Source organism: Staphylococcus sp. AC872 (genome assembly GCF_979255425.1).
In genome coordinates, this window is record NZ_CEEDKW010000001.1 from 457,916 (window position 1) to 477,405 (window position 19,490).

General features: G+C 34.5%; 15 protein-coding genes. 1 reads left to right on the plus strand and 14 read right to left on the minus strand.

Features of this window, described 5'->3' with window-relative positions:
- Positions 1–12: 12 nt before the first annotated feature.
- The 4 genes from ACZ267_RS02295 to betB form a co-directional block, all read right to left on the minus strand.
- A complete protein-coding gene (locus ACZ267_RS02295; protein WP_058714605.1) occupies positions 13–1,401 on the minus strand; it encodes an MFS transporter in 1,389 nt (462 codons plus the stop codon).
- A gap of 17 nt (positions 1,402–1,418) precedes the next feature.
- On the minus strand, positions 1,419–2,594 hold the full coding sequence (locus ACZ267_RS02300; RefSeq protein WP_002465369.1) for a M20 family metallopeptidase: 1,176 nt from the start codon (positions 2,592–2,594) through the stop codon (positions 1,419–1,421).
- 146 nt (positions 2,595–2,740) lie between these two features.
- Positions 2,741–4,450: a choline dehydrogenase gene (betA, locus tag ACZ267_RS02305; RefSeq protein ID WP_015364653.1), complete on the minus strand. Its 1,710-nt coding sequence runs from the start codon at positions 4,448–4,450 to the stop codon at positions 2,741–2,743.
- A gap of 135 nt (positions 4,451–4,585) precedes the next feature.
- On the minus strand, positions 4,586–6,076 hold the full coding sequence (betB, locus tag ACZ267_RS02310; protein ID WP_047211202.1) for a betaine-aldehyde dehydrogenase: 1,491 nt from the start codon (positions 6,074–6,076) through the stop codon (positions 4,586–4,588).
- A gap of 473 nt (positions 6,077–6,549) precedes the next feature.
- Between betB and cudC the strand changes: the two genes are divergently transcribed.
- Positions 6,550–7,104 (plus strand): choline uptake/conversion transcriptional regulator CudC, encoded by a 555-nt coding sequence (cudC, locus tag ACZ267_RS02315; RefSeq protein ID WP_463680282.1) that lies wholly within the window; start codon positions 6,550–6,552, stop codon positions 7,102–7,104.
- 39 nt (positions 7,105–7,143) lie between these two features.
- On the opposite strand, the gene ACZ267_RS02320 is transcribed toward cudC, so the two are convergent.
- From ACZ267_RS02320 to ACZ267_RS02365, 10 genes are all read right to left on the minus strand, one after another.
- Positions 7,144–8,766, minus strand: coding sequence for a BCCT family transporter (locus ACZ267_RS02320; RefSeq protein WP_002465378.1), 1,623 nt, complete (start codon positions 8,764–8,766; stop codon positions 7,144–7,146).
- A gap of 373 nt (positions 8,767–9,139) precedes the next feature.
- A complete protein-coding gene (locus ACZ267_RS02325; protein WP_047211203.1) occupies positions 9,140–10,432 on the minus strand; it encodes an anaerobic C4-dicarboxylate transporter family protein in 1,293 nt (430 codons plus the stop codon).
- 451 nt (positions 10,433–10,883) lie between these two features.
- Positions 10,884–11,447, minus strand: coding sequence for an anaerobic ribonucleoside-triphosphate reductase activating protein (gene nrdG / locus ACZ267_RS02330; RefSeq protein WP_047211205.1), 564 nt, complete (start codon positions 11,445–11,447; stop codon positions 10,884–10,886).
- A 2-nt stretch (positions 11,448–11,449) separates the two neighbouring features.
- Complete coding sequence (nrdD, locus tag ACZ267_RS02335) at positions 11,450–13,294, minus strand: anaerobic ribonucleoside-triphosphate reductase (RefSeq protein WP_463680283.1); 1,845 nt, start codon at positions 13,292–13,294, stop codon at positions 11,450–11,452.
- A gap of 320 nt (positions 13,295–13,614) precedes the next feature.
- Positions 13,615–14,364 (minus strand): CHAP domain-containing protein, encoded by a 750-nt coding sequence (locus ACZ267_RS02340; protein ID WP_002465388.1) that lies wholly within the window; start codon positions 14,362–14,364, stop codon positions 13,615–13,617.
- Positions 14,365–14,697: 333 nt separating this feature from the next.
- Positions 14,698–15,918, minus strand: coding sequence for an ArgE/DapE family deacylase (locus ACZ267_RS02345; RefSeq protein ID WP_058714607.1), 1,221 nt, complete (start codon positions 15,916–15,918; stop codon positions 14,698–14,700).
- Between the two features lie 174 nt (positions 15,919–16,092).
- A complete protein-coding gene (cysC, locus tag ACZ267_RS02350; protein ID WP_047211208.1) occupies positions 16,093–16,692 on the minus strand; it encodes an adenylyl-sulfate kinase in 600 nt (199 codons plus the stop codon).
- Between the two features lie 16 nt (positions 16,693–16,708).
- Positions 16,709–17,887, minus strand: coding sequence for a sulfate adenylyltransferase (gene sat / locus ACZ267_RS02355; protein WP_047211209.1), 1,179 nt, complete (start codon positions 17,885–17,887; stop codon positions 16,709–16,711).
- 20 nt (positions 17,888–17,907) lie between these two features.
- On the minus strand, positions 17,908–18,807 hold the full coding sequence (locus tag ACZ267_RS02360) for a sulfite exporter TauE/SafE family protein (protein ID WP_047211210.1): 900 nt from the start codon (positions 18,805–18,807) through the stop codon (positions 17,908–17,910).
- Between the two features lie 15 nt (positions 18,808–18,822).
- On the minus strand, positions 18,823–19,440 hold the full coding sequence (locus ACZ267_RS02365; protein WP_002465385.1) for an NAD(P)-binding protein: 618 nt from the start codon (positions 19,438–19,440) through the stop codon (positions 18,823–18,825).
- Between the last annotated feature and the right edge of the window lie 50 nt (positions 19,441–19,490).

Sequence of the window (19,490 nt, forward strand, 5' to 3'; positions counted from 1 at the left end):
ACATGATTGATATTATTTTGAGCGACGTGATAATTTGGGCAAAGCTACACAAACTACTAAAAATGAACTTAATGCCATTAAAGCATTAAACCAGAAGCTTATCATAGCACCAGTAGCAATAGAAGATGTACTTGCCATTACACTATAAATCGTACCGGCTAAAGTAATACCAAATGCACCACCTAAAGATGAGGCCATTTTATATATACCTGCTGCCACACCTACTTCTGATTCTGAACAATTGGAAATGGCAGTATCTGTGGATGGTGTTGCAAACAAACCTAATCCCAATCCAAATAACAAATAACCTAATACACAAACTACAATGTAACTTGTAACCGAGAGCATAGTCATCGACATGAATAACACGCCTAACATGGTTGAAAACGTACCAAGTAACATTGGTTGTCTGGGTCCCACTTTTCTTAAAAACATTTCGCCAACTCTTATCATAGAAAGCACAGCAACTAAATATGTGATTGATAACATACCTGCTTTAAAAGCAGAAAATCCTAAACCTTGTTGTACAAACGTATTCGCAACAATGAGTGTTCCTGCCACTGTATTTAGTAAAAAGTTAGCTAATGTTGCAACCGAATATAATCTATTATTAAAAAGATTAAAATCTATTAATGGATACGATGATTTTCTTTCAAAGTAATAAAATATGATAGCCATCGTAATAAAAAAACATATCAAACATATGATAAATATAGAAAGCCATCCCATCTTTGACCCTTGCGTAATAATAATATTGATACTGAGCATAATTAAAACAAGCAACCCTACACCTATAACATCAAAGCGTTTCTTCTCTTTGCCTTGGTATGCAGTTGTTTCTGGTGTGCCTTTAATAAGCAACAACGCAATAAGCGACGCGATAATAGAAAATATAAATATATATTTCCATCCTAAAAATGTAGTCATTACACCACCAAATATAGATGCTAAACCTGAGCCACCCCAAGAGCCTATGGACCAAAAACTCAATGCGCGTTGTCTATCTTTACCGTGATAGTATGTTTTCACTATTGCTAAAGTCGCCGGCATAATGGCTGCTGCGGATAAACCTTGAATTGCTCTTCCTATTAATAGTAATGGCACAAAAGATGTAGCAATAACAAGTAATGATCCTATGATATTAAGCCACAAACCGATATTCGTTAATTTGACACGCCCATATGTATCAGCAAGACCGCCAGCACCTACAACAAACATTCCACAAAAGAGTGCTGTTAGACTGACGGCTATACTGATTGTCTCTAAACGACTATGAAATGCTTGCGTCAATGTTGGAATCACGTTAACTAATGACGTCGCAAATAGCCAAAATGTTAACACCGATAAAACAATACCAATTAATAATCTATTATTACCTTTAAATTCTTGTTGTTGATTCATAGTTGTATTAATCTCCTTTAATTCAAGTAATCTAGCACAACAGTACCCACTGCTTCAGCTGCAACTAACATAGAAGATTCGCTAATATTAAATTTAGGGTGATGATGCGGATAAATCTCACCGTCTTCAGGTGCAGCACCTGAGTAAATAAATGTACTTGGTAATTCTACTGCATAAAACGCAAAGTCTTCAGACGGTGGTTGTGGTTCACATTCTTCAACACCTTTAATATCATTGTCTCCTGCATTTTTAATTGTGTCAGCAACGTAAGATGTAAATTCTGGGTTATTGTATAATGCAGGATAGTCTTTATTAAATTCAAAATCACATGTCACACCGAATGTACTTTCTAATCCTTCTACGAGACGCGTTAATTCTTTTTCAATTGTATCTCTAGTATCATCTGTTAATGCGCGCACGTCACCTTCAATTTCAATACTATCTTTAATAACATTAAATTGACCTTTACCGTCAAATGAACCAATAGTTACAACACCTGTTTCAAATGGACTTAAGCGTCTAGACACTACAGTTTGTGCTGTTGTCACAAAGTTAGCCCCCGCAACGATCGCATCGTTTGCCATGTGGGGTGATGACCCATGACCACCTTTACCATGAACAGTAAGTTTGAAATACGCACGTCCTGTTTGAACAAATCCTTCTTTATAAAAGACTTTACCAGCTTCCATCGTACTCATGACGTGTGCGCCTAGTACATGATCAACACCTTCTAAGACACCGTCTTTAATCATACCTTGCGCACCACCTGGAGGCATTTCTTCAGCTGGCTGATGAATAACAATAACTTTACCTTTAAATTGGTCTTTCATTTCGATAAGTGTTTCAGCCAAAATTAACATATAAGCAGTATGTGCATCGTGTCCACACGCATGCATAACACCTTCATTCTCAGAGGCGAATGGCAACCCAGTTTCTTCTTTAATTGGCAACGCATCAAAATCAGCACGAATTGCAAGTGTTTTACCAGGTTTACCACTATCAATCGTTACTTTTACACCATTTTGTCCTACATTCGTTTCTACTTTACAATCTTTATCTTTGTAAAAGTTAGCGATGTATTTAGGTGTTTCTACTTCTTTAAATGACAATTCAGGATGTTGGTGAAGATATCTTCTAATCTCAATCATTCTATCTTCTTTTTCACGTAGACGTTCAACTAAAGTATTACTCATAAAATCCTCTCCTTTTATCTATATTATAATACGTTATTCCCATTTATTGTTGTGTCACACTTTACATTGTTAAAGACATCGTTATGAAAATATAAAAAATCACTTCGATATGAATATGTCATACCGAAGTGATTAATTGAAAAGATTTAATGTTTATAAAATGGATCGTTTTCTTTAGCGCCAGCCATTTCATCATGAACACCATGTTTATAATAATCAACATATTGAGGTTCTAATGGCTTTCTACCACGAATAATATCAGCAGCTTTTTCTGCTAACATTAGAACTGGTGCATGAATATTTCCGTTTGTTGTTCTAGGCATTGCTGAGGCATCAACAACACGTAAATTTTCCATACCATGAACTTTCATTGTAAGTGGGTCTACAACTGCCATTGGATCTGATGCAGGTCCCATTTTCGCACTGCATGATGGATGTAACGCTGTTTCACCGTCTTTACGTACCCAATCTAAAATTTCTTCATCTGTTTGAACAGATGGTCCTGGTGAAATTTCTCCAGCATTAAATGGGTCCATTGCTTTTTGAGATAAAATGTTTCTTGCAACTCGAATAGCTTCTACCCATTCACGCTCATCTTCTTTGGTTGATAAATAGTTAAAGACGATACTTGGTTTTTCAAATGGATCTTTAGATTTAATTTTTAAGCTACCGCGTGAATTTGAATACATTGGTCCAACGTGAACTTGGTAACCATGTGCGACAGGTGCTTTTTGACCATCGTAACGTACTGCAATTGGTAAGAAGTGGAACATTAAGTTAGGATAATCTACTTCATTATTTGAACGTACGAAACCGCCACCCTCGAAGTGGTTAGAAGCTGCAGCACCTTTACGTGCGAAAATCCATTGTAAACCGATAAATGGCATGCGTTTAACATCTAAACTAGGTTGTAATGACACAGGTTCTTTACATTCATGTTGAATATACACTTCTAAGTGGTCTTCAAAGTTTTCACCAACACCAGGTAAATGAACACGAGGTTCGATACCTTTAGATTTCAAGAATTCTGAATCACCAATACCAGAAAGTTGTAATAATTGTGGTGTATTGAAAGCACCACCTGATAAAATAACTTCTTTGGCATTAATTGTTCTTTCTTTACCATTTTTCTTGTAAGTAACACCCGTTGCTCTTCTACCATCGAAATTAATTTTAGTTACAAATGCTCTTGTTTCTACATCTAAATTTTTACGTTTCATAGCTGGTCTTAAATAAGCTCTTGATGCTGACATACGGCGTCCATGGTGTACTTGACTATCGAATGGACCGAAACCTTCTTGACGGAAACCATTCACGTCAGGGGTTTTATGATATCCTGCTTCAACACCTGCATCAAAGAAAGATTTGAATAATGGATTGGTTGCTGGACCACGTTTTAGTTTGATTGGGCCATCATGTCCTCTATATTTATCATATGGCGCTGAACCATAAGTTGTTTCTAATTTTTTAAAGTATGGTAAACAATGTGCAAAGTCCCAAGTTTCCATACCTTCAGGTTCTGCCCAACCTTCATAGTCCATTGGGTTACCTCTTTGATAAATCATACCGTTAATTGAACTTGAACCACCTAATACTTTACCTCTTGCGTGGTCTACTTTACGTCCCATATGTGGTTCTTCTTCTGTTTGATAAATCCAATCATATAATGGATTACCAGATGGGAACATTAACGCAGCTGGCATTTGAATAAATAAATCCCAGAAATAGTCACTACGTCCTGCCTCTAATACTAATACATTTTTATCTTTATCTTCACTTAGTCTTGCACCTAATACTGATCCTGCGCTACCGCCACCAATAATGATGTAATCGTATGAATCATGTTTTCTACTCATCACGTATAACCTCCGAAATCAATTTTTATTTGTATGCATCTCTTTCATTGTTATCTTGAATCATACTGAAATATGTAAGAGGTTGAGTAACTCATGTCGCTTGCGTCACTCGAACCTCTGTTTCATTACTATGTTTTATTTACTGAAAAAGTTAACTGGTTCTGGATTAGTATTTGTTAAGATGTGTTTTGAAGTTAAATACTCTTCTAATCCTTCTTTACCAAGTTCTCTACCGATACCTGATTGTTTATATCCACCCCATGGTGCTTGTGCGAAATATGGATGGAAATCATTAATCCAAACAGTACCTAGTTTTAATTTGTTAGCAACACGTTGTGCTTTTCCGATATCTTTACTAAATACCGCACCTGCTAATCCATAAATAGAATCGTTAGCTAAGCGAATAGCTTCTGCTTCATCAGAAAATCCTTCTACTGTAACAACTGGTCCAAATACCTCTTCTTGTACAATACGCATTGATGTATCACAATTCGAAATAACAGTTGGTTCGAAGAATAAACCGGCTTGTAAATCTTCTCTTTCAGGACGTTTACCGCCAATAGCTATTGTAGCGCCTTCTTCTTTGGCAACTTCCATATATTTCTCAATTTTATCTCTATGTTCTTGTGAAATGACTGGACCCATTTCTGTATCATCATCAAATCCATTACCTAGTTTAATTTTGCTAACACGGTTGATAAGTGCCTTTTCAAAGTCTTCTTTAATATCGTTATGCACTAATATTCTTGAACCTGCTGAGCATACTTGTCCAGCGTGGAAGTAACCACCATTCAATGCTTGGTCAACTGCTAATTCAAAATCTGCGTCATCAAAAATGATGTTTGGATTCTTACCACCAAGCTCTAAAGCTACGTTAGTCACATGATCTGCTGCTTGTTTCATGATATGTTTACCTGTCTTGATACCACCTGTAAATGAAACAAGATCCACTTCTTCGTGACCTGACATAACATCACCAATTTCTGAACCGGCACCTAAAACTAAGTTAATTGTACCTTTAGGGAAACCTACTTCTTCCATCAATTCGAATACTCGAATCGTTGTTAGTGGTGTAATTTCACTAGGCTTCATAACCAATGAACATCCAGTTGCTAATGCTGGTGCGATTTTCCAAGACGCTTGTAATAAAGGATAGTTCCAAGGTGTAATTTGTGTCACCACACCGACTGGTTCTTTAACGACTTTACTTTCTGAATTAGGAATTGGTGTATTAATTATTTCGCCACCGTCTTTATCAGCTAATCCTGCAAAATACATAAATACATTATGAATATCATCCATATCTGCATAAGATTCTTCTAATGTTTTACCTGTATCTAATGTTTCTAATTTTGCTAATTCTTCACGATGTTCTTTGATTTTATCTGCAATGGCTCTGACTTTTTGACCTCTGACTTCACTTGTTTCTGAGGACAACTCACCATCTTCAAATGATTGTCTTGCCGCTAAAATAGCACGTTCTACATCTTCTTTTGTACCTTCAGCTACCGTGAAAATAACTTCTTGATTATAAGGATTGATTATATCTCTCGTGTTTTTATTTGAGCTATCTACCCATTCACCATCAATGAATTGACGGTTTGACAAGCGCTTTACAAGTTCCATCAAAATACCTCCGTTAAGTTTGTTAAATTTTTATTTAACGAATTTTACAGAAATATGTTAGCATATAAAACGAAAACATGTCAAAAGGTCTGAAGAAAAGCGCTTAGGATTTGAACTAATTCGAACGATAAATAAAATTGCTTTTCAAATTTTATGCATCGTGAGTATTTCAGCCGAAAATCCTGCTTTTCGGAAGCCGTCAAAAGGTCTGGAAAATAAAGAATCACTCTTAATTTTATTAAGCTAGTGATTCTTACGCACTAGCTTTAGCTAGGGTGTTCCTTTTGAGCTGAATCGAATGGCTCTAGTACAACGAGATAAAGCAAAATATTTTCACCTAATATTTTTCTAAAACCTTGCTTTTCATCTTTTTAAATAAAATTATATAATTGATTAGCATATAAAAGATGAAATCATGTTAACTTTATGTTGAGACGTGGTAAAATGAAATAATTCTTTTTGGAGGTACAGTCATGACACGTGCAGAAAACTACACATCTCAAGTCGAAGAAGCCAAAGACTTGGTAATTAATTCCATTGGCGAAACAATGGATTTGTATGGCATTAATCGTAGTGTTGGTAACTTATACGGCATCATGGTGTTTGAGGGAAGCATGACACTAGATGAAATGAGACAACAACTGCAAATGAGTAAACCTAGCATGAGTGCAGGTGTAAAGAAACTACAAGAATATGATATTGTTAAACAACAATTTACAAGAGGTAGCAGAAAACAACATTTCATTGCTGAAAAAGACTTCTTTACTTTCTTCCGCAATTTTTTCACTAAGAAATGGGAACGAGAAATCGATACAAATATGGAAGCAGTCAAAGATGCTGAAGCTATTATTAACCCTATCTTAAATAACAATGATTTAACTGATGAAGAACGACAAGATATTGATAAAGTGAAAGCTCAACTCGATCATTCAAAGGTGTATTACGAATGGTTAGCACAACTTAGCGAAGCTTTAGAAACAGGAGAAATCTTTAAGTACTTCCCTATTCCAGAACACGAAGATAAGTAAAAGGCTAAAGGATATCAATCCTTTAGCCTTTTTAATATGTTATAAATTATCATCTTGTTCTTCTTCTTTCACTTGAACAATTCGAAGTGAACGTCTTTCAACCTCTTTTAATTTCTCAGCACGTGTTTCCAATTTGATTCGATCTCGTCCTAAGGTAATCAAGAATGAGACCATCATAAATATGAATATGACGATTAATGGTACACTCGCAAGTATCGATGCAGTCTTAAGTACATCTAGTGCTCGTTCTCCACCTACTAACATGAGTGAGAATGGTAGTAAACATAACGCAAATGCCCAGAATAATCTGTTCGCTCTTAATGGCTCCCCAATCACTTTCTTTTGAGAAGCAGCCGCTAAAATATAAGAACCAGAATCAAATGTTGTCGCTAAGAATAAGAATGCTGAAATTAAGAATAGGACAATCGTTATAGTTGGGAATGGTAAATGATGCATTACCTCAATGATAGTAGCCTCTGTACTGTGATGATTTAAGAAATCAACCACATTAAATTGACCAGAAATTTGTAAATAAACAGCATAGTTACCGAATATACCAAAGAATAATGCACAACCTAACGTACCATATATCATCGTACCAAGAACGACTTCTTTTAAAGTTCTACCTTTTGAAATTCGAGCAATAAATAAACCGATAAATGGTGCATAAACTAACCACCATGACCAATAGAATATCGTCCAATCTTGTGGGAAATGTGTCTCTTTACGGTGACCTATACCACCAAATGGCTCAACCCAAGTTGCCATATGGAAGAAATCTCGCATCATGTTCCCTAAACCAGTCACTGTAGTTTCCATAATAAATACAGTTGGTCCAATAATGAAGACAAAGGCTAATAAGATGAATGATAACCATACATTGACGTCACTCAACTTTTGAATACCTTTTTTCAATCCTGTATATGAACTAATGGCGAATATAACTGTGATAGTTAACAAAATGATTGAACGCATAACCATATTCTCACCATTTAAACCTGTAAGTCTTTCAATACCTGCTGATATTAAAGGTACACCTAAGGCAAGTGATGTTGCCGCACCACCTAATAATCCAAAGATAAATAGGATATCAACAAGTTTACCTACAAACTTATCTGTTTGTCCTTTTAATATAGGTCTACACGCTTGGCTAATTTTATATATAGGTTGTTTTTTAACGAACACTAAATAACCAATTGGTAATGCTGGCAATACATAAATCGCCCATGCAATCGGACCCCAGTGGAACATTCCGTATTGCGTCGCATACTGTAGTGCTTCATCGGACATACTTTTAGCGCCATTAGGTGGCACTTGATAATAGAATGCCCACTCAATTACACCCCAATATAGAATATCTGAACCAATACCTGCACAGAATAACATGGCTGCCCAAGTAAATGTGTTAAATTCCGGCTTGTCACTCGCTCTACCTAGAGTAACATTACCGTATTTACCAAATGCTATGTATAAAACGAAACAAAAAATAGCTAATCCTAAGAATAAATAAACAGAACCAATCGAGTTAGAAATTGCACTATTGATATCTGTAATAATTGTCTCACTTGCTTTCGGGAAAACCATCATAGGTATAACAGCTAAAAGTAACACTATGACTACACCTATAAAGGTCGTCCAGTCCATAACTTTTTCTTTTCTCAATCGTGATCCCCCTAATACTAAATGATTTATGAATCTTGATGTTCTTAAGTTCCACGTTCAAATATAATTGATTCACAAAATTGACAATAACGAACATTTAATAATAATGCAAATTACATACAAAGAAATACAAACCCATTATTGAATAATTATATAATTTCTGACGATTATTCTTTCACAATTGATTGTTGTAACAACAGTGTTAAATTTAGATTTAACGAATTAAACAAACTTAACTTCATTAAATATATGAATTTTTATGCATTGAAACAGAATTTTTATTTATTTTACTTTTTTTCATTAATTTTGCTTAATTACAACAAAAAAACTATCTCCCACTTAATTCGTGAAAGATAGTTGATTTCATTACTTGTTAGTATCCTAATAATAATTTTAATGTAAAACCAATTACAACTGAGGTGATTATGACAAAGAATCCCGGAATAATAAAACTCGTAGGCCTTGTTCTGCCTGTTTCGTCCAATTCAACTGCAAATAATAAAGTAGGTTGTGCTGGAATCACAAAGTTAACGTTAAGCGTCTGAACCATGGCGACAAAATATATGGGCGGAATGCCTAGACTCATAACAATTGGCACCATAATTGATGCAGTCGCTGTTTGAGAAATCACAATCATCGCTACTACTGATACGAGAACGATCACTAGCCAAGGTACACTACTAATAGCTTGGCCAATATCATTCTTTAATATTTTCAAATTATTAGGTGCGTTAAAAATAGTAGCGCCTAACCAACCAGGACCTAATACTGCAAACAATGCGCCAAATGCTGATTGAGAAATATGTGACGTTAAAATATCTGACGTATTAATTTTTGATAATAATAGATTAATGGCAGCACTTAAATACATAAAGAATTGAACAATATCTGTCATTTCTACATTGACAGTTTTGCCATTTACATTAAATGATGGCATTAAATGAGGGAATATCCCAAATGTTAATATGCCTAATACACATATTAAGAATGCTAATACACCGAATTTTACATTTTTTGAAAATTCACTAGGTAATGTCTCTTCTGGTAGTTCGACTAACTTTTGTGATGGTATGGGATTATTTTTTCCAACAAATGTACAGAATACACTTAATAAAAGCATACTCATCATCGCAGTTGGTAATACAATACTTAAATATTTTCCCATAGAAATATCGTAACCAGCTAACACCGATATGATATAAGCTGTCGCTGACGCAGCCGGACTACATAAAAGTGCTAAATTCGCAGTAAGTACTGATGCAGTAAGTGCTTTTTTAGGTTGTATGTTTGCTTTTTGAGCTGTCTTAGCAATAATAGGTTCTAATGATAAAGCAATATTAGCAGTACCAATGCCAAAGACAAATACAAACACAATCATTGGTGCAATAAAAATAATTGATTTTGGGAATCTCTCGATGATTTTAGATGCAATATATACAAGGTAGTCTATACCGCCAGTAGCTTGCAACGTACCACCTGCGATTCCTATTGATAGAATAATTAACACTGCTGTGACAGGTGCAGAACCCGGCGGTAATTGAAAACCAAAAATCATAATGAGTTGCGCTACAATAGCAAATATGCCGCAACCAAGTGCACCAGCTGTTCTTAATCCTAATAACACAGCTAAAATCATAATCATAATTTCTATTATAAACAGTAGCAATTTAGGGACTCCTAACTCTCTTGTGATGTTAATTTTTAGTAACATTGATATTTTATCACTTAAACATGTGATAAGTATATATTTTCATATTTGATTACAAAATCAAATGTATTATTTCATCAATATAAATGAGCGTTTAAAGCTGATATATCTAGTATTTAGACATCGTCAACAAATGTTAACAATTACAAATTAGATTAACATTAAAAATAAATGAGCAACACTACACGTTGTAGTGATTGCTCATTCGATTCATTATCTTACTATGATTGTTGTGTTTTACGTGTTTGGCGTCGTTTTTTATAAATCGTTTCTTCAATAATGGATCCTACGATAAGACCAATGGCAATCATCCATTTACCTATTAATAACCACATATTGTCTCACCTTCTCTATATTGAATCTTTGCTCTTAGTATTACATTTCCCTTTTATAACGAGTTATAACATGATTAAAAGCTATTACTCGTTGATGGGCCACTGCAAATGTATTCACTCAATTGTTGTCGTTGTAAAGATGTGGATACATCAATCACTCTTTGATTTAATGACCCTTTGTAAGGTAGATTAGGACGATATAACTGCGTGATAAACATACCATCAACTAACACATCCACAGATTCTAATAATTCAAAACGTAATCCCTTATCTTGTGAAAGATATTCAAATTGGAATCCAGTCCACACCCATATTGTTTTGGTCTGTCCAAATCTTTGTCGAAATGCTTGTACAAGTTTCAATGTCACGTCTAAGTTACAAAAGGGCTCGCCTCCTAAAATACTTAAACCACTAATATAACTCTGTTCACAATATGAGATAATCTCTTGTAATATTTTCTCTGTAAATGGTTCACCATACTTAAAATGTTGCGCCGCTTTGTTATAGCAATCCAGACATTGGAATGGACATCCTGAAACATACACACTACATCGTACACCCTCACCATCTACAAAGCTATGTGTTTCAATCTTAGCTATATATCTCTGTCCATGTTCTATTTCTAATATAGGATTCATTGTCAAGATTCCTTCATATGCTTCACACGCGCACACATTTCTTTATGACGTCCTTCAATAACTGGACGTTGAACTGGATTACCTAAATAACCGCATGTCCGTTTAACAACATCAACCGTTTCAGGGTTATCATTACCACATTGAGGACATTGATAGCCTTGTGGTGTTGATTTAAAATCTCCATCAAATCCACATTCATAACAATGATCTATTGGAATATTGGTACCTAAATACCCTACCTTATCATAAGCATAATCCCATACCGCTTCTAGCGCTTTAATATTATGATTCAATTTAGGGTACTCACAATAGTGGATAAAACCACCACTCGCATAATAGGGATAATCTTTTTCAAAATCTAATTTTTCAAACGGCGTAATATCTTTTCTTACATCATAATGAAATGAATTTTGGTAATAGCCTTTACTTGTAATATCTTGAATATCTCCAAATCGTTCTTGATCTAACCGACAAAAACGATCGGTCAATGATTCACTAGGCGTACTGTATATGCTAAACCAAATGTCATATTGATTTGTCCATTGTTTTTGTAGACGCTGCATTTCTTTTAATATTTCAATTGTAAATGCTTTGGCTTCGTCATTATGTTCCCAATTAGGTCCATAAAATACTGTAGCAGTTTCATATAATCCGATGTATCCCATGGAAATCGTAGCTCTTTTATTCTTAAATAGCGCCATTACATCTTCGTGATCATCGAGTTTATATTTAAATGCACCGCTTTTATATAGGATTGGTGCATTATTTACTGTCGCTTCTTTTAATCGCTCTATTCTATATACTAAAGCATCGTGCATTAACGACATTTTGTTATAAAAAATTTTCCAAAACGTTGTCATGTCACCTTTTGATTCAAGCGCAATTCTTGGTAAATTTAAAGTTACAACACCTAAATTACAACGTCCATTATTCTCAAATTCACCTTGTTCATTACGCCAACTTGGTAAAAACGATCGACATCCCATCGGTGCTTTAAAATCGCCTAATAATTCTACAATTTTATCGTAATTTAATATATCAGGATACATGCGTTTTGTTGAACATTCTAATGCAAGTTGCTTGATATCATAATTCGGATCTTCTTTTTTCAAATTAATACCATCTTTAATAGAAAATACTAACTTAGGAAAAATGGCTGTGACACGATCTTTACCTAATCCTTTAATTCTCGTTTTCAATATCGTCTGCTGTATTTTACGACTTAATGTATCTGTTCCTAAGCCAAATCCTAATGTGACAAATGGTGTTTGACCATTAGAGGTATACAGTGTATTAATCTCATACTCCAAACTTTCAATGGCGTCATTAATATCTTTAGTCACTTGTTGCTCTACATATGTTTCAATCTGTTCATCTTTAACATAAACTTGTGCTATTTCACGATGATGTCGCTCATTATATTGTGCATACTCACTCAATAATTCATCTACACGATCCACTGTACATCCACCGTATTGACTACTAGAGACGTTCGCAATAATTTGTACAAGTTGTGCTGATGCTGTCTGAATTGATTTTGGAGATGTAACATTGGCATTACCTATTTCAAAGCCATTTTTCAGCATGCTTTTTGCATCAATTAAACAACAATTTGTTAATGGTTGAAATAGGTGATAATCTAAATCATGAAAGTGAATATCACCATTTTGATGCGCCTCAGCAATATGTTTAGGCAATAAATAATTTAAAGCATATGATTTTGAAACAATACCTGCCGTTAAATCGCGCATAGTCGAAAAGGTATTGCTATCTTTATTAGCATTCTCATTTACGATAGTTGGATCCTTCTCAATCAAACCAGTTAATGATTGTTCTAGTTGATTCATCTTACCACTCTTTTCTATATATAGTGTTTATTTAAAATTTAAAACACAACATATAGTATTACAATGTATAATCGATGACTTAACTAAACTGTCATAAGTTTATTACTAATTCATGAACAACTATAAAAATAATCATTCAATTTTTGAAATCATTGTTTTGAAAATTGAATGATGTCAAATAATAATAAACTCCCATGGAGGCACGAATTTAATCACAACCCTGACAAATATGTCACACCCATTCAAAATTTAATCCAAAACAAAAAAGAACTCAAAATAATATTTAATATTATTTCGAGTTCTTATTTGAATATAAATCATTATGAAATGTAGTTGTATGAACCAGCTTGGCTAGCTGAAATAGTACGTGTTGAAACGTTACCTGGTCCACCATTATAGTTCATTTCTGAAACTTTGATTGAACCATCACTATTTACATTTTCAACATATGCAACATGACCAAATGCACCTTGTGATGTTTGCATAATTGCACCTTGTTTAGGTGAATTACTTACATTATAACCATCTTGTGCTGCAGCGTTTGCCCAGTTACTTGCGTTACCCCAATTAGAACCGATTTTACCGCCAACTTTGTCATATACATAATAAGTACATTGACCAGCAGTATACGCATTTGAACCAGAGCTTGATTGTCCAGAAAATGCAGTTGAATTATTTGAAGATGGCGCGTTTTGTGTAGTCACTTTGATATTTTTATCTGATGTTGAATAATCAGCACCTAATCCGCCACCTTGATTATTTGTATTATCAGTAGTATAAGATTGTGTATTTTGATTATTGTTTGTAGCATTATTTGAATTGTAGTTTTGAGTAGTTTGGTTACCATATGAATAACTATTGTTATTACCTTGTTGTTGGTTAGGACTCCAATTACCTTTCCAATCATAGTGGTAGTTACCTTGTTGGTCAATTGTATATGTGTATTCATATGAATAAGGATCGTTAGGATTATATCCGTTATTGTTTTCTGCTGCATCTGCATCATGTTGCATTAAACCAAATGTTGCGAAACCTGCTGTTGCAATTGTAGCTGTAGCGATTTTTTTCATTTTAAATATCCTCCTAAGAATGATAAAGCTTTTTTGTTTACTATCTCGTGGCTACCTTCAATTTTCTATAAACATATAAGTTTCTTCTTCGTTAATTAACGACAAGACACACTCTAACAAACAAACAAGCTTTTGTGGGCGATGTTAAGATTTTGTAAATGAATCATAATAATCCAACATTTTTTGTAAAATTGTTGGATTATGGTTGTAATGGCTTTCAAAAGGATAGCTACGCAATTTAATCATTTTGTTAATATCAATTATTACTATGTATGTAATTTATCTGACAATTTTCTACATAAAAAAACTAAGATTATTGCATTTCATTTGGTTTTATTGGGTTTTGTTTAAATAATTCAACATTACTTGTTGATACATATCTGTATAGTCTAAATATCTTGATTTATAAACATATTCATCTGTTTTGTGTGCCATAGTCATATGACCTGGGCCAATAATAGCTAAATCAAAGTCTTCATCTTTATCTACTAATAATTCTGCTGCATCAGTCGCCCCAACTAAACCAGATACTTTAAATTCATTATTATAATCTAAAAAGCTTTGTACTAACGTGTTATCTTTTTGAGAATATACTGTTTGATGATCGACAGTTACTTCTAAAGAAAGTCTGTCACTATCAACTTCTTCTATCGTATCTTTAAATAATTTTTCAATCGCTCGATTATCATATTCTGGTACGGTTCTCACATTAAATTCAGCATACGCTTCTTCCGGAACAGTATTAAATTGTTCTCCACCTCGTATAATCGAATTCACAATAACAAGTCCTGCAGCTACGTCTTCAACTTTTTCTTCCGTCTTATCGTCAACTTGGTCGCCAAAGAATTCATCAATAAATGGGTGCACATCAAGTGCATGTGTACCTTCCTTTTTCTTGATGTCATCATACTTTTCTTTAATTTTTTGAATAAATTCAATGAGGGTATTAATCGCATTATGTCCCAGTGATGGTAATGAGCTATGTGCGGGCACGCCTTTAGATGTTACTTTTAATCCCATGGAGCCTTTTGAGGCGTAAAATACAAAGCCATCTGACGGTTCGGCAATAATTAAACCATCTAAATCATCAACATAGCCTTGTTCTTTAAGTTTCTCTGCCCCTGACATTTCTCTTTCTTCTGCTGTAGTAGCCATTAATCTAATTGAACCTTGTTGTAGATGACCTGACGCTTTAATTTCAATCATAGCAATAACTAATGCTGCTAAACCGCCCTTCATATCAGTCGTACCTCGACCGTACAATTTACCATCTTCTTCTGTTAATTTAAATGGATCATGCTTCCATTCATTATGATCCCCAGCATCAACAACATCCATATGCCCTGAGATACCTAGTTTCGGTGACCCTTCACCAATTTCGGCAATTAAATTCGCTCGATTATCGTCAACTTCCTGAATCTTAGAGTCTATATCATATTTGCTCAATAATGATTTAAGATATTTATATACTTCAAGTTCATTATCATTTTCAGTATTTATCTCAACCATATCTGACAATATTTGAATTTTATCCTCTTTAGAAAAGACACTCATGTTATCACCTTCATTTTATGTGTATAATTACTTATTTCTTATTTATTATTTCACAATCAGTAGATGTTCAAACATTAATTTAATTTTCAATTCATATTGACAACTATCTTATTTTCAAAAAATAAAGCGTGTATGTATATGAATTAATTCCATTACACGCTTTACCTCGTATTTTTAAATATAACGATGTTCTTTTAAATAGCTTAATATTTGATTAACCGATGACTCAACACTATTATCTTCAGTATTAATGATGATTTCTGGTTCTTCTGGTGGTTCATATGGCGCACTAATACCTGTGAATTCAGGTATTTCACCTGTACGTGCCTTCTTATATAAGCCTTTAGGATCACGTTGCTCACAAGTCTCAATACTGCATTCTGTATAAATTTCGATAAATTCTTGTTCCTCAAATAATTGTCTAACATTATCCCTATCTTGTTTGTACGGTGATATAAAAGCTGTAACTGTAATTGCACCTGAATCTACCATTAGCTTACCTACTTCACCGATGCGTCGAATATTCTCTTGTCTATCTTCAGGAGAAAATCCCAAATTTTTATTTAAACCGTGTCTGACATTATCTCCATCTAAACGATACGTTTGTTTGCCATCTTCAAATAATGCCTTTTCTAAAGCAACCGATACCGTAGATTTACCTGATCCTGATAAACCAGTAAACCAAATTAATACACTTTGATGACCATTACGCGTTTGTCGTTGTGCTTTTGTGACTTCAGATTCGTGCCATGTAATATGTTTTGTTTCACTCATTTAACATCACCCTTTGTCATTTCTCTTTTAATCCTTTGATCAGCACATTTGCCACTTCTGGTCTTGAAAATTTTTCTGGTAATGATTCTCCGTTGCGTAATTTTTCTCTTACTTTTGTACCACTTAAATGTAAATGATTCGAAGCATCGTGTGGACAAGTTTTAGCTGTAGCCATATTGCCACATGCTTCACAGTAAAAGGCATGCTCAAATTTTAAAATTTGTATATCTAATTCATTTTCAAATTGAGAAATAAATTCCTGTGCTTCATAAGTGCCATAATAGTCACCAACACCTGCATGGTCTCTACCAACAATAAAGTGTGTGCAACCATAGTTTTGTCTTACTAGCGCATGTAAAATGGCTTCTCTTGGACCTGCATATCTCATCGCAGCTGGATAAATGACTAAACGTGCTCGATTTTCTGGGAAATAGTTTTTAAGTATGGCTTGATAACTTTCCATTCTTACCTCTGCTGGAATATCATCAGATTTAGTTTCACCTACTAATGGATTTAATAGTAATCCATCTACAATTTCTAATGCTGATTTCTGAATATATTCATGGGCACGATGAACTGGGTTTCTAGTTTGAAATCCTACAACAGTCTTCCAATTCAATTTATTAAATAGCTGTCTCGTTTCTAATGGGTCAAGATGGTAATCTACAAACGCATCATGTTGTGGACGATTAATCAATTGTATTGGCCCCGCTAAGTAATACTCACCTTTTTCGTAAACCTTTTTCACCCCTGGATGTGCATTATCTGTTGTACCATAAACATGTTGTGCTTCCTTGTCTTTATCATAAGTATATTTTTCTTCTAAATCTAACACACCATACAATGTACCATCTTCTCCATATAGTGCTACCTGTTCGCCAATCTCTAAATTGTTAGCCTCTGTTTGACTTACTGGCAATGTAATTGGCACACTCCAAACATGACCATTTTTTAGATGAACATGTTCTACGACACTTTCATAATCAGCTTGATTCATAAAACCAGTTAATGGACTGAACCCACCAATTCCTATTAATTCTAGATCCGATAAGCTCCATTGATTTAATATGATTGAATGTAAAGACTTCGCATTTTCAATCAGTTGTTCTCTTTCTGTACCTTCTACAATACGATTGACCAATGTTCCACCATGTGGGCGAATAGTATCATTTGTAAATGTTTTATGCTCTGACATATTTAAATCTCCTTTTCCAATTAATTATATTTGTTTACTCGGTTTTTCTTGTAAGAAAAACTTAGCATTCTGTTTCTAATGACCTGGATAACAAGTAGACTTAAAATAACAACGATAATGATGACTCTCACAATGTTAGATAGCACCTCATCCTTAACAAAGTAACTAAGCAATGCATTACTATTAGTAAAAATAATTAACCCCCCAACACATATTGCTAAAATATTAATCGGTAAGATTTTAACTAGATATGCGGAAATAGGTGCTGCAATCAGTCCACCTGCACTAAGTGCTATTACAGCTAACCAATTGATATGTGTCATACCTAAGAAAATGATAAAACTTAACGACGCTGATAGTGTAACGAAAAACTCGCTTGCTGAGACTGTACCAATCACGTATCGTGGTTCCATCTTTTTACTAGATAAAAGTAACGGTGTATTAACAGGTCCCCATCCGCCACCGCCTATAGCATCTAAAAAACCTGCGATAGCACCTTGTGTCACCATTCTTATCCGGCCAAATTGACCTGAATAATGATGTTCATCGTTCATATGCTTAAATATAAATTGATATAATATATAAACGCCCATCGACAATAGAAATAAAGCAATCAGTGGCTTAATTGCATTAGCATTAATGCTTGTTAATACTGCTGCACCTAAAAATGCACTGATAGCACCTGGAATAGCTAATTTCAACATCGTTGGATAATGGACATTTTCAAACTTCCAATGTGAGGTCCCTGATGCTGCGGTAGTCGCTATTTCTGAAAAATGAACTGTAGCTGAGACAATAGCGGGTGCCACGCCAAAGGTTAATAGAATGGAGGATGATGACGCCCCAAACCCCATTCCAAGTGATCCATCTACTAATTGTGCTAAAAAGCCTGCTAGCGCAAAAATAAATAATTTCCGCATATTTTACCTTGCCCCCTATCTGGATGAATCCAGTGTTTTCAACCAGTTTATAAAAGACTGCTGTGCGTTGGGATGTTTATATTTTTCAGTTAAAATATCTTGAAGTAAGCTTTGCTTTTCAGATGATGTGAGTGCCTTTTCTTTAATAAGTTGTCTAGATTCATATAAAAAGTCAATGTAGTCTTCATAAGATTCATCATAAGTTTGTGCCAAATTTTGTATGATTTGCTTAGCTAGTTTAGGACTTGCTCCATCTGTTGATACACTTATTGTGAGTTTGCCTCTTCTAAGTTGATTAGGAAATGTGATATTACCCTCTTTTGCATTACCTACATGATTAAATAATGTATGTGGCCCTAGGTGATGTTTAATCTCATCATTCACTTGGTCATTATTTGTAGCAGCAATGACTAAGTCTGCATTTGCCACATCTGAGGGGTCAAATTCTTTTTGATGCCATGTTACCTGTTGTTGTTGGATAAGCCCATTTAAATATTCTGTTATATGAGGGCTTACTACGCGAATGTGGCTAGCATACTCAAGTAGCAATTCGACACGTCGTGTGGCTATTCGACCACCTCCGATAACCACAACATTCATTTGTGATAAATTAATCATGATTGGCATTTGCATGTGCCTCGTCACCTTTCCTATCCAAAATAATTATTTTAATATTCTAATAA